This window comes from Sphingomonas fuzhouensis (assembly GCF_034659795.1).
GTDB classification, from domain to species: Bacteria; Pseudomonadota; Alphaproteobacteria; order Sphingomonadales; family Sphingomonadaceae; genus Sphingomonas; species Sphingomonas fuzhouensis.
Map to the genome: position 1 here is coordinate 90144 of NZ_JAXSQY010000008.1, position 23588 is coordinate 113731.

Annotated in this window: 23 protein-coding genes; 11 read left to right on the plus strand and 12 right to left on the minus strand. The window is 65.6% G+C overall.

The genetic code is table 11. From position 1 onward, the window contains the following. Positions 1–105: 105 nt before the first annotated feature. Entirely contained in the window at positions 106–993 is an 888-nt protein-coding gene (locus U1H82_RS16190) for an alpha/beta fold hydrolase (RefSeq protein ID WP_322965980.1), read from the plus strand. A 74-nt stretch (positions 994–1067) separates the two neighbouring features. Beyond that, on the plus strand, positions 1068–2042 hold the full coding sequence (locus U1H82_RS16195) for a serine hydrolase domain-containing protein (protein ID WP_322965981.1): 975 nt from the start codon (positions 1068–1070) through the stop codon (positions 2040–2042). Between the two features lie 13 nt (positions 2043–2055). Here the strand turns inward: U1H82_RS16195 and U1H82_RS16200 are convergent, their stop codons facing one another. Continuing rightward, a complete protein-coding gene (locus tag U1H82_RS16200; RefSeq protein WP_322965983.1) occupies positions 2056–3177 on the minus strand; it encodes a winged helix-turn-helix domain-containing protein in 1122 nt (373 codons plus the stop codon). Between the two features lie 72 nt (positions 3178–3249). Between U1H82_RS16200 and U1H82_RS16205 the strand changes: the two genes are divergently transcribed. Next, positions 3250–4107: a metallophosphoesterase family protein gene (locus U1H82_RS16205; RefSeq protein ID WP_322965984.1), complete on the plus strand. Its 858-nt coding sequence runs from the start codon at positions 3250–3252 to the stop codon at positions 4105–4107. Positions 4108–4180: 73 nt separating this feature from the next. Here the strand turns inward: U1H82_RS16205 and U1H82_RS16210 are convergent, their stop codons facing one another. After that, entirely contained in the window at positions 4181–5197 is a 1017-nt protein-coding gene (locus U1H82_RS16210) for an aldo/keto reductase (protein ID WP_322965985.1), read from the minus strand. Between the two features lie 149 nt (positions 5198–5346). Here U1H82_RS16210 and U1H82_RS16215 point away from each other — a divergent pair, with 149 nt between their 5' ends. From U1H82_RS16215 to U1H82_RS16225, 3 genes are read left to right on the plus strand one after another with little or no spacing between them, the layout of a single operon-like run. Continuing rightward, entirely contained in the window at positions 5347–6243 is an 897-nt protein-coding gene (locus U1H82_RS16215) for an AraC family transcriptional regulator (RefSeq protein ID WP_322965986.1), read from the plus strand. Positions 6244–6283: 40 nt separating this feature from the next. Continuing rightward, positions 6284–7201 carry a bifunctional helix-turn-helix transcriptional regulator/GNAT family N-acetyltransferase gene (locus U1H82_RS16220; RefSeq protein ID WP_322965987.1) on the plus strand — a complete coding sequence of 306 codons (918 nt, stop codon included), beginning with the start codon at positions 6284–6286 and terminating at the stop codon, positions 7199–7201. After that, positions 7198–7734 (plus strand): GNAT family N-acetyltransferase, encoded by a 537-nt coding sequence (locus U1H82_RS16225; protein ID WP_322965988.1) that lies wholly within the window; start codon positions 7198–7200, stop codon positions 7732–7734. Before U1H82_RS16220 ends, U1H82_RS16225 begins: the two co-directional genes overlap by 4 nt. 23 nt (positions 7735–7757) lie before the next feature. On the opposite strand, the gene U1H82_RS16230 is transcribed toward U1H82_RS16225, so the two are convergent. Together U1H82_RS16230 and U1H82_RS16235 are read right to left on the minus strand one after the other, a co-directional pair. Then, positions 7758–8921, minus strand: a complete 1164-nt coding sequence (locus U1H82_RS16230) for an MFS transporter (protein ID WP_322965989.1) — start codon at positions 8919–8921, stop codon at positions 7758–7760. Positions 8922–8934: 13 nt separating this feature from the next. Then, entirely contained in the window at positions 8935–9969 is a 1035-nt protein-coding gene (locus tag U1H82_RS16235) for an aldo/keto reductase (protein WP_322965990.1), read from the minus strand. A 92-nt stretch (positions 9970–10061) separates the two neighbouring features. Between U1H82_RS16235 and U1H82_RS16240 the strand changes: the two genes are divergently transcribed. Beyond that, a complete protein-coding gene (locus tag U1H82_RS16240; protein WP_322965991.1) occupies positions 10062–10979 on the plus strand; it encodes a LysR family transcriptional regulator in 918 nt (305 codons plus the stop codon). Here U1H82_RS16240 and U1H82_RS16245 read toward each other — a convergent pair. Continuing rightward, entirely contained in the window at positions 10959–12404 is a 1446-nt protein-coding gene (locus U1H82_RS16245) for an aminotransferase-like domain-containing protein (RefSeq protein WP_375339547.1), read from the minus strand. The two genes, U1H82_RS16240 and U1H82_RS16245, sit on opposite strands and share 21 nt — an antisense overlap. 73 nt (positions 12405–12477) lie before the next feature. On the opposite strand from U1H82_RS16245, the gene U1H82_RS16250 reads away from it, so the two are divergent. Together U1H82_RS16250 and U1H82_RS16255 are read left to right on the plus strand one after the other, a co-directional pair. Beyond that, positions 12478–13320: a PhzF family protein gene (locus U1H82_RS16250; RefSeq protein ID WP_322966038.1), complete on the plus strand. Its 843-nt coding sequence runs from the start codon at positions 12478–12480 to the stop codon at positions 13318–13320. Next, positions 13320–13925 (plus strand): DJ-1/PfpI family protein, encoded by a 606-nt coding sequence (locus tag U1H82_RS16255; protein ID WP_322965992.1) that lies wholly within the window; start codon positions 13320–13322, stop codon positions 13923–13925. Before U1H82_RS16250 ends, U1H82_RS16255 begins: the two co-directional genes overlap by 1 nt. Positions 13926–13964: 39 nt before the next feature. Here U1H82_RS16255 and U1H82_RS16260 read toward each other — a convergent pair whose 3' ends face one another. Next, the gene (locus U1H82_RS16260) at positions 13965–14996 is read right to left on the minus strand and encodes a zinc-binding alcohol dehydrogenase family protein (RefSeq protein ID WP_322965993.1); all 1032 of its coding nucleotides are present in this window, start codon (positions 14994–14996) and stop codon (positions 13965–13967) included. Between the two features lie 100 nt (positions 14997–15096). Between U1H82_RS16260 and U1H82_RS16265 the strand changes: the two genes are divergently transcribed. Further along, the gene (locus tag U1H82_RS16265; protein ID WP_294200023.1) at positions 15097–15444 is read left to right on the plus strand and encodes a winged helix-turn-helix transcriptional regulator; all 348 of its coding nucleotides are present in this window, start codon (positions 15097–15099) and stop codon (positions 15442–15444) included. A 477-nt stretch (positions 15445–15921) separates the two neighbouring features. On the opposite strand, the gene U1H82_RS16270 is transcribed toward U1H82_RS16265, so the two are convergent. The 3 genes from U1H82_RS16270 to U1H82_RS16280 all read right to left on the minus strand — a co-directional run bounded on the left by U1H82_RS16270 (position 15922) and on the right by U1H82_RS16280 (position 18813). Then, positions 15922–16905: a toll/interleukin-1 receptor domain-containing protein gene (locus U1H82_RS16270; protein ID WP_322965995.1), complete on the minus strand. Its 984-nt coding sequence runs from the start codon at positions 16903–16905 to the stop codon at positions 15922–15924. A 286-nt stretch (positions 16906–17191) separates the two neighbouring features. Next, positions 17192–17800 (minus strand): hypothetical protein, encoded by a 609-nt coding sequence (locus tag U1H82_RS16275; protein WP_322965996.1) that lies wholly within the window; start codon positions 17798–17800, stop codon positions 17192–17194. A 212-nt stretch (positions 17801–18012) separates the two neighbouring features. Then, positions 18013–18813, minus strand: a complete 801-nt coding sequence (locus U1H82_RS16280; protein WP_322965997.1) for a hypothetical protein — start codon at positions 18811–18813, stop codon at positions 18013–18015. Positions 18814–19065: 252 nt separating this feature from the next. On the opposite strand from U1H82_RS16280, the gene U1H82_RS16285 reads away from it, so the two are divergent. Then, positions 19066–20025 (plus strand): DUF3800 domain-containing protein, encoded by a 960-nt coding sequence (locus tag U1H82_RS16285; protein ID WP_322965998.1) that lies wholly within the window; start codon positions 19066–19068, stop codon positions 20023–20025. Positions 20026–20231: 206 nt separating this feature from the next. Here U1H82_RS16285 and U1H82_RS16290 read toward each other — a convergent pair whose 3' ends face one another. The 3 genes from U1H82_RS16290 to U1H82_RS16300 are packed head-to-tail and all read right to left on the minus strand — an operon-like array spanning position 20232 to position 23558. Then, the gene (locus tag U1H82_RS16290) at positions 20232–21125 is read right to left on the minus strand and encodes a plasmid partitioning protein RepB C-terminal domain-containing protein (protein ID WP_322965999.1); all 894 of its coding nucleotides are present in this window, start codon (positions 21123–21125) and stop codon (positions 20232–20234) included. Continuing rightward, on the minus strand, positions 21118–22017 hold the full coding sequence (locus tag U1H82_RS16295) for a plasmid partitioning protein RepB C-terminal domain-containing protein (protein WP_322966000.1): 900 nt from the start codon (positions 22015–22017) through the stop codon (positions 21118–21120). The genes U1H82_RS16290 and U1H82_RS16295 overlap by 8 nt, the downstream gene beginning before the upstream one ends. Beyond that, entirely contained in the window at positions 22014–23558 is a 1545-nt protein-coding gene (locus tag U1H82_RS16300; RefSeq protein WP_322966039.1) for a recombinase family protein, read from the minus strand. Before U1H82_RS16300 ends, U1H82_RS16295 begins: the two co-directional genes overlap by 4 nt. Positions 23559–23588: the final 30 nt, after the last annotated feature.

A 23588-nucleotide genomic window follows, 5' to 3' on the forward strand; every position in this document is an offset into this window, starting at 1 on the left:
CGCTTTCTTGCTGCCGCTGCCTGCTCGGCCCTGCTTTCAACCACTGCGGCTGCCCAAACGGCGCCGCTCGGCGCCGATCTGGAGCAGTTCGCCTATCCGGCCCCCGTGCACTGGTTTGAGGCCAATTCGCAGGGCCATCCGGTTCGCATGGCCTTTCTCGACTGGCCGGCGACCGCCACGCCCAACGGCACGACGGTCGTCCTGCTCCACGGCAAGAATTTCTGCGCCGCGACCTGGGGCGACACCGCACGCGGACTGGCGGCCGCGGGTTACCGTGTCATCGCGCCGGACCAGATCGGCTTTTGCAAATCGTCGAAGCCGAGTGGATACCAGTACAGTTTCCACACCATGGCTGCGCTGACTGCCGCGCTGCTCGACCGGGCCGGGGCCGGCAAGGTCGTGCTAGTCGGCCATTCGACCGGCGGGATCCTCGCCACCCGCTTCGCGCTCCTCTATCCCGAACGGGTCGCAAAGCTGGTGCTGGTCAATCCGCTCGGCCTCAACGACACGCTGAGCGAGGGCGTGCCCTATGCCGATCTCGGTAAGCTGCGCGCCGAAGAGGCGAAGACGGATGCGGCGTCGATCAAGGCCTATCAGCTCCGCAACTATTATCCTGGGGTCTGGCGGCCGGATTACGATCGCTGGGTCGCCATGCTGGCCGGGCAATATGCGAGCCCCGATGGCGACACGGTGCGCGATGCACAGGCCCGTCTGTCCGATATGATCCAAACCCAGCCGGTCGCGGCCGAACTGCCGCGCTTGGCGGTCCCGACCACGCTGATCATCGGCCAGCGCGACTTGACGGCCTTTCGGGCCAACAGTGCGCCCGAGGACCGGCGCGCCCGGGTCCGCACCGTACCGCAGGCCGCCGAGGACGCGGTAAAGCGCATCCCAGGCGCCCGCCTGATCCGCCTGGACGATCTCGGCCATTCGCCGCAGGTCGAAGCACCCGCCGAGTTCCTGCAATCGCTTCGCTCTGCGATGACGCCGTGAAGCGATATGTCTGCGCGCTGGTGCTCCTCCTCGCCAGCGGTTGCGATGCTGCACCTGCGCCACGGCAAGCCGCCATGTCCCGCCCGGTCGAGACGCGCGGTTTGGACGCCGTCATCCTGGCCGACACCGTTGCCCAAGCCAGGCGTCTTCCCCGGCTCCGCTCGCTGCTGGTCCTCCGCGACGGGCAGGTGCTGGCCGAGCAGCGCTTCAACGGCGGGCCGCCGCTAGACCGGCCGGTCAATATCAAGTCCGCGTCCAAGTCGGTCCTGTCCGCGCTGGTCGGCATCGCGATCGCGAAGGGCGTGCTGACCGGCGTCGACCAGCCCGTGCTGTCGGTGCTCGGCAGTGATGCGCCGCCCGATCCCGACCCGCGTCTTGCCCGCCTAACCGTCGAGGACCTGCTGACGATGCGCGCCGGACTGGAGCGGACGTCGGGGGAGAATTATGGGCGCTGGGTGTCCAGTCGCAACTGGGTCCGCTTCGCCCTTGCGCGCCCGTTCGTCGATGAACCGAGCGGCGCGATGCTTTATTCCACCGGCAACACGCATCTGCTGTCGGCGATGCTGACCCGCGCGTCGGGAAGCGACACTCATGCCCTTATGCGCGACTGGCTGGCGGAGCCGCTCGGCATCACCATCCCGCCATGGTCGCGCGATCCGCAGGGCATCTTTTTCGGCGGCAACGACATGATGATGTCGCCGCGCAGCCTGGCGCGGTTCGGCGAACTCTATCGCCTGGGTGGGGTGATCGACGGGCGGCGGATCGTGCCTGCGCGCTGGATCGAGGAAAGCTGGACCCCGCGCACCGTATCGCCGTGGAGCGGTGGGCAATATGGCTATGGCTGGTTCGTCGGCGCAAGTCGTGGCCATCCGCTGCGCTTCGCCTGGGGCTATGGCGGGCAGATGCTGTTCATCGTGCCGGACCTGAAGCTGACGGTCGTCATGACCTCCGATCCCAGCGGTGCGCGCGACAATGGCCATATCGCCGCGCTCCATGCGCTGCTCGACAACGGCATCGTGGCTGCCGCCGAGCGGGGTGGAGCAACGTGACGGGCGAAGACGCTCAACCGCGATGTACGACCGCGCCGATGCGGACGGCGTCCAAACCGAGCCATGCCGCCATCCGGTCGAGCTCGGTCTCAAGCCGGGGCAGCGTATCGACGGGCGTTCCCGGTTCCAGCGTGACGCGGTGCGCGAGCAGCAGCCCGGCCTGCCGGTCCGCCTTGAGATCGACCCTCGCGACCAGCGCCTCGTCCATCAGGAAGGGCAGCACGTAATAGCCGTGCGTGCGCCGATCCTGCGGCACATAGATTTCGATGCGATAGTGGAAGCCGAACAGGCGTTCGGCGCGGGCCCGCTCCCAGATCAACGGATCGAACGGCGCGAGCAAGGCAGCGCTGCGCACCCGGCGCGGCATGGTCGCGTCGCGATGCATCCATGCCTTCTGGCTCCAGCCCTCGACCCGCACCGGCACGAGCACGCCATCCTCCACCAGATCGGCGATGGCATGATCTGCTTCCGCGGGCTTCAACCGGAAATAGTCGCGCAGATCGCTGGCGGTAGCGACACCCAGCGCGCGGGCGCTCCGTTCGATCAAGGCGCGTTGCGCCGCCTCAACCGACGGCGTTGGGAGCGCCAGTACCGCTGGCGGAATGACCCGTTCGGTCAGGTCGTACAAGCGCGCAAAGCTGCCCCGCCGGGTCGCGGTGGTGATCTGGCCGGACCAGAAGAGCCATTCGAGCGCGTGTTTGACGTGGCTCCATTCCCACCAGCCGCTGCGGCTGGACCCGTTCTCGAAGTCGGCCGCCGCCAGCGGGCCTTCGGCGGTGATCCGTTCGAGCACGGCATCCGCCTCGGCCCGGCGCTCGACCGCGAACCACCGCAGCGCCTGATAGCCGATCTCGCCTCGCTCCGCCCGTGCCATGCGCCAGCGGAGCAGTGGGTGGAGGTCGAGCGGCAGCAACGACGCTTCGTGCGCCCAATATTCGAACATCCGCCGCTGGCGTTTCGGCCCCCACGCATCGCTCTCCAGCAGGGCACGGTCATAGCCACCGAGCCGCGAGTACGCGGGCAGATAGTGCGCCCGCGTCAGCACGTTGACGCTATCGATCTGGAAGAGGTTGAGCCGGGCGGCGGTGCTCCGTAGGTGGCGAACGGACGGGCTGTCGGGACGCGCGCGACCCAAGCCTTGGGCTGCCAGGACGATCCGACGGGCTTCGCGGAGGGAAACGCTCATAGTGGGGAGAAGGACTGTAATTTGGCGGCCGTCAATCCACGGGCCGGCAGCGTGTGGGCCGCTGCCCTGCATGGCGTTTTGAAGGAGCGTCTGCCAAGTTCCGCCCGGCCGCCGCGTGTGCCCACCGAGGAGGAAGCATTGAAGATCGGGGTTATTGCCGACGCCCATGGAAATCTGGCCGCGCTGGAGGCTGTCCGCGACGCCATGGCCGCCGCCGCGCCTGATCTGGTCGTCAATTTGGGCGACCTCGTGTCCGGCCCGTTCGATCCTGGGACAAGCGCCGAGCTTCAGATGCGTGCCGGCTATCACACCATCGCCGGCAATCACGAGCGGCAGTTGCAGGACGGCAGCGACGGTGCCTTCGACGTTCTGGCGCGGCCGCTTCTGACCCAAGAGCATTGGGCATGGATCGGGGGGCTGCCCGCGACGCTCACCCTTTGCGATGGCGACGTCTTCGCCTGCCATGGCAGCCCGGCTGGCGGGGATCTGGAATATCTGCTCGAGGACGTGACGTCCGGCCGCGCGACACTGGATGCCGACACCGCCATCCGGCCGCGCCTGAAGGGCATCGGGTCGGCCAGTTTGGTGCTATGCGGACATACGCACACGCCGCGCATCGTGGCGGTCGATGGCGTGCTGATCGTCAATCCCGGCAGCGTTGGGATGCCGTGCTACCGGGATTGGGGCGCGACCCCACACGTCATGGAGGCAGGCAGCCCGCTGGCGCGCTATGCCATCGTTGAGCGTCGCAACGCCGGATGGGCGGCCCAGCTGCACAGTGTGCCCTATGACTATGAGATCGCCGCGCGTCAGGCAGAGGCTTTCGGCTTTCCGGCCTTTGCTCATGCCGCCCGAACAGGCCGTATCCTGCCTGGGTGATCCGCTGCCCCCATTGGCCGAAAGGTCCAACGCGCCGGGACAGTCGAGAGCCGTCCCGGCGAACCTGCGACCGTCAGGCGCGATAGCCGCCTTGGCGCTCCAGCATCCAGCCGGGATATTCTGCCGGCAGCTTGGTCACCGCATCGAGCGCGGTAAGGTCGTCCGCGTCGAGCGACACCTCGGTCGCGGCGATATTGTCGGTAAGCTGATCGACCCGCTTGGCCCCGACGATCACGCTCGTCACCACCGCCTGGTGGAGCAGCCAGGCGAGCGCGACCTGCGCGACGGTGCACCCCTTCGCCTCGGCGATGCGGCGCATCTCGGGGATCACCACCGAGCCACGGGTGCGATCGACCGGCGGAAAGTCGAAATTCGCGCGCCGCCCGTCCGCCGCCTGGCCCTCGCCGTCATATTTGCCCGACAGATACCCGCCCGCCAGCGGGCTCCACACCATCAGCCCGATCTTCTCGGACCGCAGCATCGGCACGATCTCGCGCTCCAGGTCGCGGCCGACCAGCGTGTAATAGGCCTGGAGCGACAGGATCGGCGCGAGCCGCCGCGCCTCGGCGATGCCGACCGCCTTCACCACCTGCCACGCCGCCCAGTTGGACAGGCCGAGATAGCGGACGTGACCATGACGGACGAGCGTGTCGAGCGCCTCCAGCGTCTCCTCGATCGGCGTTGCGGGATCGAAGCCATGGATCTGGTAGACGTCGATATGGTCGAGCCCGAGCCGCTGGAGGCTCTGCTTGCACTGGCTGAGGATGTGGCCGCGCGAGGCGCCGCGCGCATTGGGACCATCGCCCATCGGCCCCAGCACCTTGGTCGCGATGACGACATCGTCGCGCGCGATGCCGAGGTTCTTGAGCGACTGGCCGAGGATCCGCTCGCTCTCACCGCCGGCATAGACATTGGCGGTGTCGATGAAGTTGATGCCGGCATCGAGCGCGGTCCTAACCAGCGCGTCCGCCTCGTCCTGGCGAAGCTGGCCGATCTGGCCCCAGACGCCCTCGCTGCCGCCGAAGGTCATGGTGCCGAGGCAGAGCTCGGACACGAACAGGCCGCTATGGCCGAGTTGGCGCATACGCATGGAATGATACTCCTATTGGAATGGACGAGCCGGAGATACGCCGCGAACGTTCGGCACCGCGACGTCGATCCGATCAAAGTCCTGCCCGATCCTATCAAAGTAGTGCGTAGACGGTGCTTTCGGCAAGCGGCGAGACTACGATCTCTGCCATGACGACACTGTCCGACCTTGCCCGGCTGATCGAGCGCCATTGGTTCGTCCATGGTCGCGAAACGCCGATCCCGGGCTTGCTCATCACCCGCGCGGAGGAGCCGACCGGCATCATCCGCACGGTCTATCGGCCGTCCTTCTGCCTCGTCGTGCAGGGCGCGAAGATGTCGATGCTGGGGCCGACGCCCTATCATTATGCCGAGGGCCAATGCCTGCTCGCCTCGGTCGACCTGCCGGTCACGTCGCGCATCGTGCGGGCGAGCGCGGACGCGCCCTATCTGGCGCTGTCGCTGGCGATCGAACCGGTGACCGTGGCCGAACTGGTGGCAGAGCGGGTGAGCGCGCCGGGACCAGCCGCCGCCTTCCCTGCACTGGCGACCAGCGACCATGACCCGGCGCTGCGCGATCCTCTCAGGCGGCTGCTCGAACTGCTCGACCATCCGGCCGATCAGGCGGTGCTCGCCCCGCTGATCCGGCGCGAGATCGTGTGGCGACTGCTCGGCGGCACGCTGGGACCGGCGCTGCGCCAGATGGGTCTGGTCGACACCCATGCCGCGCGGATCGGCCGCGCGACGGCGTTCATCCGCGATCATTATGCCGAGACGTTGCGCGTGGCCGACCTCGCCGCGCTGGCTAGCATGAGCATCCCCGGCTTCCACCGCCATTTCAAGGCGGTGACGACGATGACGCCGGTGCAGTTCCAGAAACAGGTCCGCTTGCAGGAAGCACGCCGCCGCCTGGTCGCCGCCGAGGAGGTCGCGCGGGTCGGCTTCGCGATCGGTTACGAAAGCCTGTCGCAGTTCAGCCGCGACTATCGCCGCCTGTTCGGGGCACCGCCGGGGCGGGATGCGGCCGCCCTTCGCGCGCAGCTGGTGCCGGAGCCAGCGCTTCCCTGATACTTGACTCCGTCAAGTAAGGTGATCCAGCATAGCGGACATGGAAGATGCAGACGTCACCGCGATCCGCCGGTTCAACCGCTTCTACACCCAGACGATCGGCGCGCTCGACGCGCGGTTCCTCGGCACCGAGGCGAGCCTGCCCGAAGCACGGTTGCTGTTCGAGATCGCCACGCGCGAGCCCGTCACTGCCAGCGTGTTGCAGGATGCGCTGGGCATGGACGCGGGTTATCTCAGCCGCCTGGTCGCACGTTTCGAGAAGCACGGCTGGATCGTGCGGGTGCGTCGCGACGACGATGCCCGCGCGCGCGACCTGCGGCTGACCGAGGCGGGACGTGAGGCTTTCGGCACGCTCGACCACCGCCAGAGCCATGCCGTCGGCGATCTGCTCGCGGCGGTCGACGGACAAGCGCGGCGCGATCTGGTCGAAGCCCTGACGCGCGCGCGGCTGCTGCTGGATACCGCATCGGGAGGCCCGTTCGTGATCCGGCCCTTCCGTACCGGCGAGCCCGCGCTGATCGCCGCACGCCAGTCGCTTCTCTATGCCGAAAGCCATGGTTGGGGTCGCGAACTGGAGGTGATCGAAAGCGAGGTGACCGCGGCGTTCCTGCGCGACTTCAATCCCGAGCGCGAGCAATGCTGGGTCGCCGAGATCGACGGGATCATGGCAGGCGCGGTGTTCATGACCGACGAGGGCGACGGCATCGCCCGGCTGCGGCTGCTGCATGTCGAGCCCTTCGCCCGCCGCCGGGGCATCGGCGATGCGCTGGTCGGCGCTTGCGTCACGTTCGCACGGGAAACGGGCTATCGCGCGCTGGTGCTCTGGACTCATACGGTGCTGGAGTCCGCGCGCCGCCTCTATGCCGCGCATGGTTTCGCATGTGTCGAGACGGCGATGCATGAGCGGTTCGGCATTCCACTTCAGGGCGAGACCTGGCGGCTGGAGTTGTCGGCATGACCGACAGCCTGACGATCGGCCTTGCCACCGAAGCCGACCTCGGGGTGCTACGCGACCTGATGACGTTGTCGATCGATCGCGGCCAGGCGGCGGTGCTGACCCCGGCGCAGATTGTCGCCAGCCGGGCGGTGATGGGGCTCGACACGCAATTGGTGCGCGATGGCACGTACTTCGTCGTCGAGGACCATGGCGTGCCGGTCGGCTGCGGCGGATGGAGTCGGCGTGCGACGCTCTATGGCGGCGATCATAGCACCGAACTGCGCGACCCGGCGCTGCTCGATCCGGCCAAGGACGCCGCCCGCATCCGCGCCATGTACACCCACCCGGACCATGTCCGGCGCGGGATCGGGCGGATGATCCTCGATCGCTGCGAGCAAGCAGCACGGGCGGAGGGTTTCGCCGCCGTCGAACTGATGGGCACGGCCGGCGGCGTACCGCTCTACGCGGCTTGCGGTTACGAGCCAGTTGAGCGCGCCGATACCCATGTCGATGGTGTCGTCGTGCCGCTGACCCGGATGCGGAAGCGGCTGTGATCCAAGGCTGATGCCGCCGCCCGTCAGGCCGGGCAGGCCTTGGCGTTCGGCCGACGCCGGAACGCCAGCAGCATCGCCAGCGCCACCGCAGCCATCGCCGCACCGGCCAGCGACACGGCGGGCAAGCCCAACCCAGCCCCGATCACGCCGCCGCCCAGCGCCGCGCCGATCGCATTGCCGAGGTTGAACGCACCGATGTTCATCGCCGAGGCGAGGTTCGGCGCGTCCGAGGCGGCGTCCATCACCCGCATCTGCAAGGGCGGTACGATCGCGAAGCTGGCGATGCCCCAGATCAGGATCGCGGCGGCAGTGGTCACCGGCCATTGCATGAGCACCGTGAAGGCGAGCAGCGTCAGCGCCATGATCGCCAGCATGGTCATCAGCGCCCGGTCAACCGAACGGTCCGCCAGACGCCCGCCGACGCCGTTGCCGATCGTCGCGCCGACGCCGAACAGCATCAACATCGCGGTGACATAGCCGGTCGAACCATGCGTCACATCGCGCAGGATCGGTACGATATAAGTGAACACGGTGAACACGCCGCCAAAGCCGATCGTGGTCAGGGCCAGCGCCATCACCACCGGCCCGCGCGTCAGCACCCGCAGTTCGGCGCGCATGTCGCCCCCCTCGGTCGCGGGGAGCGGCGGCAGCGCGAGGCGCAGCGACAGCATCGCGATCGCGCCGACGCCCGCGATCCCGGCAAAGGCGGTACGCCAGCCGATCGCTTCGCTGACCCAGGTCGCCGCTGGCACGCCGCCGATCGTGGCGACGGTCAGCCCGGTGAACATCGCCGCCACCGCGCCTGCGCGCTTGTCCGGCGGCACCAGGCTCGCGGCCACGACCGATCCGACGCCGAAGAAGGCGCCATGGTTGAACGAGGTGACGACGCGTGCCGCCATCAGCATCCAATAGCCGTCCGCCATCGCCGACAGCGCGTTGCCGAGCGTGAAGATGCCCATCAGCGCGATCAGCAGCGTCCGTCGGTCGATCCGCCCGGTGGTGAGCGTCATCAGCGGCGCGCCGATCAGCACGCCCATCGCATAGGCACTGACCAGCAGTCCGGCTGCGGGGATCGACACATGCAGGTCGCCCGCAATTACCGGCAGCATGCCCATCGGCGCGAACTCGGTCACGCCGATCCCGAAGGCACCGACCGCCAGCGCGAGCAATCCGAGGTTGAACTTCATGATCGTGGCTCCCTCAGACCAAAGGCGGCGCGAGGCGGGCGAAACCCTCCTGCTGCCGATAGGGCGTGTGCGGATAGGGCGGCAGCACGTCGCTCGCGGTGTCGAGCGCGGCCACCTGCTCGGGCGACAGCGCCCAGCCGACCGCACCCAGATTGTCGCGCAACTGCGCCTCGTCGCGCGCGCCGATGATGACCGACGCCACGGTCGGCCGCCGCAGCAACCAGTTGATCGCGACTTGGGGCACGGTCTTGCCCACCTCGGCCGCCACCGCCTCCAGCGCGTCGACGACCCGGTACAGATGCTCGTCCTCGACTGGTGGCGCGAACTGGGCCGTCTCGTGGAGGCGGCTGCCTGCCGGGATCGGCCGTCCGCGCCCGATCTTGCCGGTCAGCCGACCCCAGCCGAGCGGACTCCAGACCAGGGCGCCGACCCCCTGATCGGCGGCGAGCGGCATGAGGTCCCATTCATAGGCGCGACCGATCAGCGAGTAATAGACCTGGTGCGCGACCAGACGCGGCCAGCCGTGACGATCGGCCAGCGCTTGCGCCTTCATGATCTGCCAGCCGGGATAGTTGGAGACGCCCGCATAGCGGACCTTGCCGTCCGCAATCAGCCGGTCGAGCGTGCTCATCACCTCCTCGGTCGGCGTGGACGCGTCGAAGGCGTGAAGCTGGAGCAGGTCGATCCGGTCGGTGCCGAGCCGCCGCAGCGCCGCCTCGACCGCGCCGATCAGCCGCGCCCGTGACGCGCCCCAGTCCTGCGGGCCGTCACCCATCGGCAGGCCGGTCTTGGTCGAGATCAGGACGGCATCGCGCCGCCCTTTGATCGCTTCGCCGAGAACCTGTTCGGACGCACCATCCGAATAGACGTCGGCGGTGTCGAACAGCGTCACGCCGGCGTCGAGGCAGATGTCGACCAGCCGCCGCGCCTCGCTGGCGTCACTTGTGCCCCAGGCGCTGAACAGCGGTCCCTTGCCACCGAAGGTCCCCGCGCCGAACGACAGGGCCGGAACGCGCAGGCCGGACGATCCCAATTGCCGATATTCCATGACACCTCCTTTCTCGAATGTCATTGTCAGGGGCATAGATGGATGGTGAAGCAGCGAGGCGGAACTGCCCGCCGGTGCAAAGGATCTATGCCTTGGACGCAAAGGTAGCTGGCAACGACGATCGCGCCCGGTCGCTTGCCTTGTTCGCGAGCGTGGTGGAGGAAGGCAGCTTCTCCGCGGCCGGTCGCACGCTCGGGCTGACGCCGTCGGCGGTGGCGCGGGCGATCGACCGGATCGAGGCGCGGCTGGGCGTCCGGCTGCTGCTCCGCTCCACCCGCGCGTTGACGCTGACCGCCGAGGGACAGGCCTATCTGCTCGCAGCCCGCCGTATCCTCTCCGATCTCGACGATGCCGAGCAGCAGATCGCCGACCAGGGCGCACCGCGCGGACGGTTGCGGATCAGCGCGGCGCTGGCGCATGGCCGGTTGTGCGTCGTGCCGCTGCTCGGCGACTTCGCGCGCGCCTATCCGCACATCCTGATTGATATCGCGCTGACCGACACGCTGGTCGATATCGCTGGCGGACAAGCCGATGTCGCGATCCGCTTCGGCCCGCTTGCCGACAGCGGACTCACCGCCCGCAAATTGTCCGAGGCGCGGCGGGTGATCGTGGCGTCGCCCGACTATTTGGAGCGGGCAGGCACGCCCAGGATCCCGGAGGACCTGCACGCTCACAATTGCCTGAACTTCAACTTTCGCCGCGCCGAGCCGATCTGGCCGTTCCGCCGCGACGGCCGGAATTTCGCGTTGTCTGTGGACGGCGGCATCGTCGCCAACAATGGTGAGACGCTCGGACATCTCGCCGCTGCCGGGGTTGGCATCACCCGCGTCGGCCGCTTCAGCGTCGCGGCGGAGATCGCGGACGGGCGGCTCGTGCCGTTGCTCGAGGACTATAATCCAGGCGACGTCGAGCTGATCCACGCCGTCTTCGTCGGCGGCTCTGCCACCCCTGCGAGAGTGCGGGTGTTCGTCGACTTTCTGGTCAAGCGCTTAGCCAGCCGGTTCGAGTAACGGGCGCGACACGGCCTTTTCCAGAAAGGCGTACAGCCGGTCGTCATCGCTCATCGCGACGTTGAAGCGCATGTGATCCCGCCAGCCGCCGCTGGTACTGAACACCGGGCCTGGTGCCAGGACGATACCTGCGTCGATCGCCCTGCGCGCGAGGTCGACTGCATCGATTCCATCCGGCAATCGCGCCCAAAGAAAGATGCCTGCCGCCGGATTGGTCCACGGCTCGATACCGATGGCCCGCAGAACCTTCGCCACCCGGGCCGTAGCCCGGGCCAGCCGGGTCCGGACACCGTCAACGTGGCGCCGATAGCTTCCATCGGTCAGCACCGCGTGCAGCAGGTTGGCGGCGAGCGGACTGCCCGCCATCGACGTCGCGATGCGTAGGTCGGCCAGCCCTTCGATCCAGTCGGGTCGCGCCGCGATATGGCCACAGCGCACCGCCGCCGACAGCGACTTGGAGAAGCTGCCGATGCGGATCGTCCGGTCGAGCCCGTCGAAGGCGGCCAATCGTGGCGACGGCGTGTGCTCGAAGTCGGCGAAGATATCGTCCTCGACGACGACCATGTCATGCGCCTCCGCGATCTTGAGCAGCCGGTGCGCGGTAGTGGCCGCGAGCGACGCGCCGGTCGGGTTATGGACGCCTGAGTTGGTCAGGTAGAAGCGCGGCCGACGCGTCGCGGCGGCCTCGGCGAAGGCGGCGACGTCTGGACCGATCGGCGTCATCGGTACGCCCACCACCGTTGCCCGGTGCGCCCGCAGAAGCGCTAGAAAGTTGAAATAGCACGGGTCGTCGACCAGCACGGTATCGCCCGGCTGAAGCAGGAAGCGGCACACCAGATCAAGGGCGTGGGTGCCGCTGTCGGTCAGCAGGATCTGGTCGGGGCCGGTTTCAATCCCCTGATCTGCCATCCGCCTCGCCAACAACGCCCTGAGCGGGGGCGAACCCAAGGGGGATGCATAACCGGCCAGGGTGCCGTTCTCGTCGGATCGCGCCGCCCCACGCATCGCCTTGCGGAGCGCGTCGCCCGCCAGCCAATCATCGGGTAGCCAGCCGCATCCCGGCATCAGTTCGTGGCGCCGTTCGCCCAGCGACTGGCGCAGCATCCAGAGCGGATCGACCTCACGTTCCTTCGTGCTGGCCAGCCGATCCAGCGCCAGCGGGGCCAAGGGCGCTGCGACATAGAACCCTGATCCCGGTCGCGAGCGAATGACGCCCTCGGCGGCAAGCCGATCATAGGCATCGACCACCGTCGAGCGCGCGACGCCGCTCGTCTCGGCCATGGCGCGGATCGACGGCAGTCGTGCACCCGGCGTCAGCGCGCGGGCATCGATCCGGTCGCGGATCGCGCGGACCACCATGCCGGTGCGGGTTTCGTCGGGGGCGCTCGCCATCGTACTGCCAATCTCACCAATACAGTTCGGCATGATCGTACCGATGTGTATCTTTCAGCGCCAGTCGTCGCGCGTTACGACCAGCCATCATCAACAGGAGATGCTCGTGACCCGCCCATTCTGCCTCGTCGACGTATTCGGCACCGATCCGCTGACCGGCAATCCCTTGGCCGTCATCGCCGATGCCGATGGCCTGACGACGGACGAGATGCAGGCGATCGCAAGCTGGCTTAATTTCTCGGAAACGACCTTCCTGCTGCCGCCGACCGATCCGGCTGCCGACTATCGCGTCCGCATCTTCACCATGGCGCACGAACTGCCGTTCGCCGGGCACCCGACCTTGGGCAGCGCCCATGCGTGGGCGGAAGCTGGCGGGCAGCCGAAGCAGGACGGCGTGATCATGCAGGAATGCGGTGTAGGGCTGGTAACGATCCGGCGCGATGGCGATCAGCTTGCTTTTGCCGCCCCACCGCTGCTGCGCGGCGGCATGCCAACCGAGGCTGAGATCGCTCAGGTCGCCGATCTGCTGCGGATCGACCGCGCGGCAATAGTCGATGCCGCCTGGGCCGACAATGGCCCCGGCTGGATCGCGGTCATGCTGGAGTCGGCGAAGGCGGTGCTGGCGGTCGAGCCGGCGCGGTACCACCCCGAGCATATCGACATCGGCATCGTCGGACCATATGCGCCCGGCAGCGAGATCGCGTTCGAACTGCGCGCTCTCTTCACCGACGCGCATGGCGGGCTGATCGAGGACCCGGTGACCGGCAGCCTCAACGCATCCGTCGGCCAGTGGTTGTTCGCCAGCGGTTGGGCCAGTGGCAGCTATCTCGCCGCGCAGGGCACGCGCCTCGGGCGGAGCGGGCGTATCTATGTCTCGCAGGATGAGGCCGGGCAGGTCTGGGTCGCCGGTGCGACGCGGACGCTGTTCTCCGGGCGGACGCAAGGGTGATGCAGGTCGCGGTCCTGACCTTCGACGGCTTCAACGAACTGGATTCTTTCGTGGCCGCCTCGATCATTAACCGGCTGCGCCCGCATGGCTGGGCTGCGCGTATCACGGCGCCGACTGAGACGGTGACGTCGTTGAACGGCGTCACCGTCCATCGCCAACGGCCGCTCGCATTCCTCGAGGAGGCGGATGCGGTGCTGGTCGGCAGCGGTGTCCGCACGCGCGAGATCGCCGCCGATGGGGCGATGCTGGCCCAGCTTCGCCTCGATCCAACGCGGCAGTTGATCGCGGCGCAATGTTCAGGGACGCTGCTGCTGGCCAAGCTCGGCCTGATCGGTGATTTGCCCGCGTGCACCGACCTCACCACCAAGCCATGGGTGGTGGAGGCTGGTGTCACCGTCATCGACGCGCCGTTCGCCGCTCATGGCAATGTCGCGACGGCGGGCGGTTGTCTTGCCGCGCCCTATCTCGCCGCATGGCTGATCGCCCGCGGAGGCGAGCCTGAACTGGCGCGCGAGGCACTTCGTTACGTCGCGCCGGTCGGCGAGAAGGCGCGCTTCGTCGATCATGCTATGGCGATCGTCGCGGGCGAGTTGGCATTCGCCTGACCCGCCCGCGCGCGCATTTCGTAGGAACCCGCGTCGAGATTACGCCTGCGGGCTGTCCCAGCCTTTCAGGACGATCTTGCCCCGCGTGGTGGTGCTCTCGATGCGGCGGTGCGCCTCGATCAGGTTGGCGGCATTGATCGGTGACAGCGTTTCGGTGGCCGTGGTGCGAATGCGCCCTTCGTTCACCAATTCGGCCACCGCGTCCAACAGTCGACCCTGCTCGCCGATGTCCGGTGTGTCGAAGAGCGACCGGGTGAACATCAATTCCCAATGGACCGACACCGCCTTGCGCTTGAAGGCGACGATGTCGAGGCTGGCGGGATCGTCGATCAGCGCGAAGCGCCCCTGCGGCGCGATCAGCTCGGCGATATCGGCCAGATGGCGATCAGTATGGGTGGTCGAGAAGACGAAGGCGGGCGCGCCGATCTCCAACGCGGCGATCTGCGGTGCCATCGGCCGGGAATGATCGATGACATGATGCGCGCCGAGGTCGCGCACCCAGTCTTGCGTCTCGGCGCGCGAGGCAGTGGCGATCACGGTCAGGTCGGTGCGGGCCCGCGCGATCTGGATCGCCGCGGAACCGACACCACCCGCGCCGCCGATGATCAGGACGGCGCGGGCACCGCCGGCCGGCTGGTCGTCGACCTTCAACCGGTCGAACAGGGTTTCCCAGGCCGTGATCGCCGTCAGCGGCAGCGCCGCCGCCTCGGCGAAGTCGATGCTGCGGGGGCGATGGCCGACGATCCGCTCGTCGACCAGCTGATATTCCGCATTGCTGCCGTCGCGCATCAGGTCGCCCGCATAGAAGACCTCGTCACCCACCTTGAAGCGGGTGGCCTCCGGGCCGACCGCCTCGACGACGCCCGCCGCATCCCAACCAAGGACGCGTTCGTCACGCCCGTCGAACGGCGCGGCGCCGGCGCGGACCTTCGCGTCGACGGGGTTCACCGAGATGGCACGGACCGCGACCAGGATGTCACGCCCGGTTGGAATGGGCCGTGGCAGGTCTACGTCGATCAGGGCATCGGCCCGGTCGATTGGGCCGGGCTGGCGATAGGCTATGGCGCGCATGGGTCTTGCTCCTTCTGCTGACGCACGCGAGATAGAGACGGTGTCAGCTTATGTCGTAGGCACAAAAAACGCTCATAGTGTCGAAAAGGATACCGCCCCGATGGCGAAAGCCCGCCACTCCCGCCTCGATTGTACCCCGGGCTGCGCCGTCGAGGCGGCGGTGAGCCTGATCGACGGCAAGTGGAAGGCGGTAATCCTCTACCATTTGCAGGACGGACGCACGCGCTTCAACGAACTGCGCCGCCGCGCTGGTGACGTGACGCCGCGCATGCTGACCAACCAGTTGCGCGAGTTGGAAGCCGATGGCCTGATCGAGCGCGAGGTCTTCGCCCAGGTGCCGCCGCGGGTAGAATATAGCCTGTCCGATCGCGGCCGATCCCTGTCGCCGATCATCGCGGCGCTGAAGGATTGGGGCGATGCGAATATGGACCTTTTCGCGCGGCGGTGATTATCCGACTGATGCGTCGGCGACGTTCGCGGCATCGCTCGAACGGCGTCGTGCTCGGATGTACGCCAAGAGATGGGCATGTGGGATAAGCGACGGGTTTCCGACGTTTTTGCACAATATGTTCACATCCTGTTCTGCATGCGTTAAAACGTGCGCATGGCGGTGCGTAAGATCATTCACGTCGACATGGACGCCTTCTACGTATCGCGCTGATCAGCGCTCCAGAAAGCGCGAATTTCCGCGGGTTTTGCGTGGCGACCAGCTTGGTCAGATTACCGAGCAATCATCAGGCAATCGTGTGTCGCGGCTGAATTGCGATCTAACTGATACGAGTTTCCGTTGTATTCGCCATTGTCGATCTTCTGCGGCGACAAGGACCATGCCTGGCGGATCAGCCGGAATTGACCGCAGCGCTTCCTCCCGAAGGTGCTCGCGTCGTGCAGCATCGCCAAAACCCACAGATTGGCGTCGGCAAACTTAGCGGATGCGGACCCGGACGTGGTTGAGGAAGCCGTCCCAGAAGTACGCGGCGGCGCCCTCCGCATCGAGCGGTCCATCCACCTGCCTGTGCGACATGGCGCTGCGGGCGCTGAACGCCAGGCCCTCCGGAGTGTCCTCCACCGGGAGCCAGTCGTTCATGGAGTTCCGGCTGCTGGAGATGCCATCGTAGCTGAGGCAGAGAGCATTCCCGAAAGTTCCTCCGCCGTACCAGATGCCGATCTGGCCCACGCGCTTGCCGTCGAGGTAGACGCTCGCGGCGAACGATCGGCTGTCTATGCGCTCGAAGTCGGTATCGATCCGAGTATCGGACGCCTTCAGTTCCGTCAGGTTCCGCTCGAACAGGCCCGCCGTCGCAGCGAATCCGGCGCGCAGGAAACGATCCCGGTCCAGGTCGGTGGGCTTGATTGGGATGCCGAGCGGGTTGGAAGGGACGGACGCCGCCGAACGTGGTGGAGGGGTGGCAACTGTGGCCTTCACTCCCCCGTCGCCCGTGCCGGCGGCGGCATGATCTGCTTTGAGCATGGCGCGGATTGCTCCGACAGCATCGTCGAACGCCGCATCATGATCCGGCCACTGGGTAACGGGCCTGCCGTCCTTTGGCAGCGCCACGAATTCCGAAAGCGTCTGTCCGTCGCCGATCGGGACGCCCTTCCACTGACAGGGTCGCAGGATGACGGGAACGACCCGGACGGTTCCGGCCCGCTGGCGTTCGAAGGCCCGCAGCATCTCCTGCTCGTAGCAGTATTCCGAATTCATGAAGTCGGAGGACACGAGGAGTATCACGATGTCGGATGCCGCCAGCGCGGCCTGCACGGTCGGATCGAGATGTTCGCCCGGGCGCAGCATGCCGTCGTGCCAGATGTCGATGAGGCCCTCGCGACGAAGCGGGGCGAGATGCCGGACGAACTGGTCCTTCAAGGCGCTGTCGGCGTGGGTGTATGAGATGAAGCCCGTGGTCATGCATCAAACGTAGTCCGGCATGACGTGAAAAGCCATGACGGGTCTGGAGTGGGCGGTCGGTCCCGAGCCCTTTTCGGGTCCCACTGACGGGAGCCGGCCTGGCGGTAGGGTCGGTAGGCCTGTAGGCGTTAACGACTGCCTTATCCTGGTGCTCTAGCTGTTCATCATGTCAACGGCGTCCGATGCCGATCGAGTCGTCAGCCCTGCAGCCCCCCGGGCGACTTCGTCCACGTCCCTCTGACTAGGTGGCGGTTCTGAAAAAACCGCCATCGTTGATCAGATCAAGTCAGGGACGACCTGATTGTCGCCCAAGCAGCCCACCGATTTTCTGGCGAAACCTCCGCACGATGCCCGGTGGCGCGGAGTTCGACGGCGGGAAAGCCTCGACCATCGCCAGAGCAATTCTTCTTGCCTCGGGAAGTCGCCCCGGACGAAGCGAACCGATCGATGAAAGGTACATGCGCGTCTCGCTGATGCGAGGGTCGGCAGGGTCCGTTGTCGGCAGAGCGGGCATATCGATGCCGGGGGAGATGAGCGCGGCGTTCATGGTGAGCAGTTCGTAGCGCAGGTCCAACGGCACGAAGCTGGGGTGTTTGAGGCCCAGCAGCAGCATGCGCTTCTTGTGATTCAACCAGAGTCCCGTGAAGAAATCCGGCCTGGTCTCGCTCTTGACCGTTCGCCGGATCATCCAGTCTGCAAATATCATTCCCAAGACGAAGGTTGAAATCGCCAGCACCCACTTCATGGCGATGAAAGTTAAGAAAGCGCCGGGAAGCCAATCCATCAATGCATTGATGTGTTCTTTCCCACCGAACAGGTCGAGAGCGGCCGAGAAATGATAGCTCACGACCGCACCCGCGGCGGCGGAGGCGATGGTCTTGATCGGGATACGCATTCCGATGTCATTGCTGATTTTCCCTTACCAAATCGTTCCCGTCGACTTCCTGCACCTCCCTATCTCTACCTCGTTCTCGAAGGTTTTCGGACGATGGGCCGAGCATCTTCAGGGCCATCAAATCGACCCGTCGATCGTTGCAGTACTCGGCTATCGACTGCCGAGAACTGCCGATTTCCTGGTATTGCCGGCGACCAAATCCTGGAATGGTTTCAGGCCGCCTCCAGCGCGCCGACCAGCATCATGCCCTTTTCGGGCGGATCCACGGCACGCCATGCCGCCTGCAACATCTCCGCCGGCAGTCCCCGACCGGCGATCGTCTCGCACGCTTCGAACACCTTCTGCGGCCACGGCGGCACGATCATGACGGTGCCTCCGTCAGGCTGTACCGGTCCGAGCATCGTGGCGTCTCCACCTACGCCGGTCGGGCGCGTTCCCCGGAACGTGTCCGGCAGCACGAGCGAGCCGGAGGCATCCAGATGTCGGCACAGTTCGCTGCCGGGGCCCTCGAAGGGAAGCTCGTCGAAGTGGCCGAGGATCATCCGCGCACCCGAAGCGACCTCGACGTGGTCGGCATCGATGCGCCGGATGCAGACGTACGGGACATCGCAATCGTTCGGCAGCACGATGTAACGGACGTCGCGGATGGCGGCGGCCACGGCTTCGTACTCCTCCGGATAGATCGGCTCGCCCTCGGGCGGCGTGCGACCGTCCACAGTGGTGCCGTCCGGCATGAAGTAGGTGCAGTCGTCGGGTGCCCACACCATGCACATCGTCGACTTCGATGTCGGCGCCCTGCGCGCGAGTGCCTCGATGATCACGCGTCGACCGGTGTCGGTCAGCCGTCCGTCGGCGGAGATCGCTCCGGGCGCATGGAAGGCGTGCGCCCGGCGGTCCTCGGCGGCGACCAGCGAATTGGCGACGTCGATCGCCCAGCGGATGTTCCGCCCGACCCCCAGAGTGACGAGATGCGGGTAACCGCGCATCGCTTCGATCCTGACCTTGGATTTCATCTCACGTCCTCCATCGTGCCTCCGGCCGATCACAACCCATTTACTTTTCACGACGATTGACGGCTTGATCGGCGCTCACGATGCTCGTGTCGCCAAGGGTGACTGCGCATCTGCAAACCGTCTTCTGGTATTTTACGCTTGTGAACTACCGAAAGGCTGTCTATATGAAATCCCGCGTCTGGGATGAGTCGCATGGCGTCTCAACTTACGGACAAGAGCCGTAATAGCCCAGTCGCTCCGGTTTGAGGGTTCGTGACCTATTTCTGCTACGTAGATGAGTCCGGAACCCCTGAAGTTCCTGGTACCAGTTCCCACTTTGTCCTAGTCGGTCTCGCAATACCGATAGAGCGGTGGGGGGATGCGGACCGGGAGATCGCTGCCATCCTAGCAAAGTACGACCTAGCGGATGCCGAGGTCCATACGGCTTGGTTGGCCCGCCGGTTGGTCGAGCAGGACAAGATCCCAAACTTCGCCAGCTTGGATTGGGCATCGCGCCGATCGGCCGCGGCCCGCTATCGGGCTGGCGAGATGCTAAGGCTGCGCAGACTGCCGTCGCCGAAGGCCTACAGGCAGGCGAAGAAGAACTACGCTCACACGAACGCGTATACGCATCTGCTTCTGGCCGAGCGCTTGGCACTCCTCGACGAGATAGCAGCGGCGGTTTCGGGTTGGGACTATGCCTTCCTGTTTGCGGAAGCGATAGATAAACTTCATTTTGATGAAGCCAAGGTCAAGAAATCAATTGGCGATCAGGCCTTTGAGCAGCTTGTCTCTAGATTCCAGCAATTTCTGAAGATGGATTGCCCTGAGCAGACGTTTGGCGTCCTTGTGCATGACAATAATCAGACGGTAGCTAAAAAGCATACTGATCAGATGCGTCAATTTCACAAAGATGGTACCCTTTGGGCTAAGATCGACCGCTTGGCAGAAACACCTTTGTTCGTGGACAGCAAGCTGACGCAAATGGTCCAAATAGCCGATCTTCTCAGTTATGCGCTACGACGGTATGTTGAAAACGGCGAAGAAAATCTTCTTAACCCGGTTATAGCTCGCGCTCACAATTTCAAAGGGCGAGCGGTCGGCGTACGGCATTACAGCAAATTGGATTGCGCGTGCAAGATATGCGTAGCACATGGAACAAGACGTCGGAACCGCAGGCTCTTGGCTAACAAGAACGGCGAACAAGTCGAAGCGCAAGCTACTCATAGATAAAACCGGAAATTAGATTCGCTCAGCACCTTGTTCGGATGCATGCATAGCCTAATGCGTGAAAGTTTATGCTTGCTGCAATCCGCAGCTCATCTCCGTTAAGATTGTGCCATGCGTTGTAGGCTCGACCCCGACGGGTTCTGGTAGTTTTTCAAGACGAGGTAGAACCCAAATCCTTGTCATTGCTAGACGCAATTACCGGTTGGGTTCTAAAGCGCATCAAGGGCCGCCGCGCCGACGATCGACCGGAACTCCGCAGCGATGTCCGGATGGCGGACCTCGAGGTACCGGGCGACATTGGTGTTCTGCACCAGCCTGCCGAGATATCTGGTGGAGAGCACCAACTGGAGGACATCGTCACCGAACGTGGCCTCTATGGCCCGATAGTCCTTATTCAGCCGCTCGAGCTCACGTTCCATGCGGACCATCTGTTCGGGCGTGACCCCGCTCATGACCTTCGGCCGATCGGGTCTCGCCAGGTCGTCCTGACGGGTGGCGGCCAGCATCGCCTTGGCGTAGCTGGCGGTGAAGTTGTTCATCGAGACCATCATCTCGGCGGTCTCGACCTGCTTGTAGTCCTTCATGCGGCGTAGGACGTCGAACACCTGCGTGTTGACCGTGCGGTCCTTCAACAGCTCCACCGCACCGGCCGCCACGCCATCGAGCATGGTCCGGCGACGCATCACGACCTTCTCGTCCATGCCCAAGGCGGCTGCGATCATCTTGGGAGGGACCCCGCGGTCGATCGCGCGAGCGATCATGTAGTGCTCCTGCACCGTTGCCAACCGGTTGACCCGCTTGTTGTAGGTGAAGGCCTCGTCGTCGATGGACACGATGCAGGGTACAACGCTGCCGCCGTGTTCCCGGAGGGCGTGGAGTCGCAGGTGGCCGTCGAGCAGCATGTGCCGGCCTTCGCGATCCGCCTTGGTGACGACGAGCGGTTCGATGATGCCGACCTCGCCGATGGACGTCGCGATCCTCGCGTACTTGCGCCCGTCGGTGATCCGCTTCGTCATGGGACGGAGCGGAAGAATCGCCGTCACCGATAGTTGGAGGACCTCGCGTTCGAACGAGATGCGGACGGGGTGAACGGCTTCAGACATCGGCGATGCCCAGTCTCTCGGCGATGGGCTGCGGCAGGCCGGCGAGGCCTTCGGCCCGGAGGAGTGCGACGAAGTGTTCCTCGGCCAGCAGCTTCGACATGGCACCGACGATGAAGGTCAGGCGGTCCTGGGTCAGCTGCGCCTTCTTTACGATCAGGCGCTGTCGATCGACCTCCTTCTGGTACGCACGGACGAGTGACGAAGCGGTCGGCCGCTGGGTACGCTTGCCACCCTGTCGGATGGACTTGATGCCCTTGCCCATCAGGTTGCGCTCCTCGACGATGCGACGGATCGCGACCATCTGATCGCCCGGCAGCGAGCCCGCCTCGTACGCCTCCAGCAGCGCCTGCTGAACGGATCCGTCGTTCGCCCGGGCGATCTCGGCTGCGATCGTATGCGGGATGATGCCGCGCTCCATGGCGTTGAGCAGGCGTTCCTCCCCCTTCTCCAAGAGGATGTTGATCGAGTACACGTACTCCTCGCTCATCCCCACCTTCTCGGCGATCTGGCCATTGGAATAGCCTCGTTGCCGAAGCGCTCCCACTTCGCGGACGAGTTCCAGGGGGGATAGGTTCCGCCTCGCCATGTTCTCGACGAGGCTCATGACGTAGCATTCCTCGCGCGTCGCCTCGATGATCATCGCCGGGATGTGCGTCTGGCCGAGCTTCGCGAATGCCTCCATCCGCCCTTGTCCGCAGACCAGTTCGTAGCCCGGCCCGCTCGGGGTCCTCCGGATCGTGATGGGCCGCTTCAGGCCCACGACCCGGATGCTGTCCACGAGTTCGTCGAAGATGCGGCGGTTGCGGGACCGAGGATTGAGCACCTCGATCGACGCGATCTCGATCATGGCGATCTCGGCATCACGGCCATCGGGTAGGCCGATGGCGGTCATAGCGCATACGCCAGTTCATGGCGTCGGAGCAGATGGTACAGGGGTCCCAGATCGTCGGTCCGGTAGGCGTCGAGGTCGAACGCGTTGTCCTCCGCCATACCCACGGGCTTCGTACCCCCGAACTCCAACCAGGGTAGGAGGTAGTAGTCGCGCACCGTACGGTCATCGGGAGCCAGCCGGACGACGATCGTTAGGTCGGGGCGCAGCCCGGTATCCAGGCGTACCCGCCATCGCAGCGAACCGCTCTCCGTCGTTCGGCAGCGGGCGATCACCAATGCGATCGTGACCGCGTGGTTGACGATCAGCAGGTCGGTGGTCTCATCGATCACGACGTGCCCGCCGACGGCCTCGATGGCGGCGACCGTCTCCGAGACGACGACCGGGTGCATGAGGCGCAGCTGGCGGTTCGTCTCGACGTAGCGGTAGTCGCGATCCGGCAGATAGCCGATGAGCCGATAGGCACGCAGCAGGCTGCCGAACCGCTGCCGGTATGCGGCGGAGGACGGCATGTCGTCGACCTCGTCGATGATCAGCCCTGACAGCGCACCCCGGACGCCGAGCAGATTCGTCAGCATGCATAACAGATCCTCGTCGCTGTACCTGCGCGCACGTTCGGCCAGAATGGTCTGCGCCGCGTGGAAGATGCCCGGATCGACGATGGCCTCGAAGGCGCCATCGCTGCGTACCCACATGTCCGGCGCATTCACTACGCGCTTCTTCTTCAGCTTGAAGGAGACGCGGTTGTAGACGTTGTTGCCGATGTACTTCTCGTTCGCGAGTATCTGGCGGATGGTAGCGCGGCTCCATGGCCGATCGAGATCCGTGACGCTCCCCTCGGCATTCAGCAGCGTCGCGATCTCCCGTTCGGATCGACGATCCAGCACGAACAGGCGGTAGATGCGTCGCACGGTTTCGATCTCGGCATCGGGCCCGGGAACGAGGATCACGCGATCGGTCTGCAGGCTCTTGTGCTCGCCTCGCGCTAAAGCGGCTTTCGGGGCCCCTGCGTCGTCGACGAGGAAGCGACGCAGCCCGTAACCGGCAGGACCGCCTTGCCGATAGCCGAGGGTGATCAGCCGGCATTGCCCTGCGAAGACCTTGCTCGACAGTTCGCGGCTGTACTCACCCGCCATGACGCGCTTGATGCTCTTCATGACGCTTGAGGGCAGGCTGCCGTCGTTGTCAAACTGCTCGGCACAATAGTGGACCGCTATGCCGCCGTTCCGACAGATGAACTCGTAGTAGGCGCTTTCGTCGGCATCCTGAAAGCGGCCCCACCTGCTGATGTCGTAGACCAGAACGGCTTCGTAGTCAGCGGTGCCCGCCTGCACGTCCGCAATCAGGGCTCGTAATGAATCGCGCCCGGCTATGCTGAGACCGCTGCGTCCTTCGTCGGCATATGTACGAACGATCTCGAAATTCCGGCGCGCAGCATAGGCGGCGATCGCCTCCGACTGGTTCTCCGTCGAGTAGCGCTGATGATCGGTCGACATTCTCACGTACTGAGCAGCGCGGATCGGCGTGGCCGTTTTTACTTCCATCTGCACCGTCGTCCTCAGTGAAGATCGCGG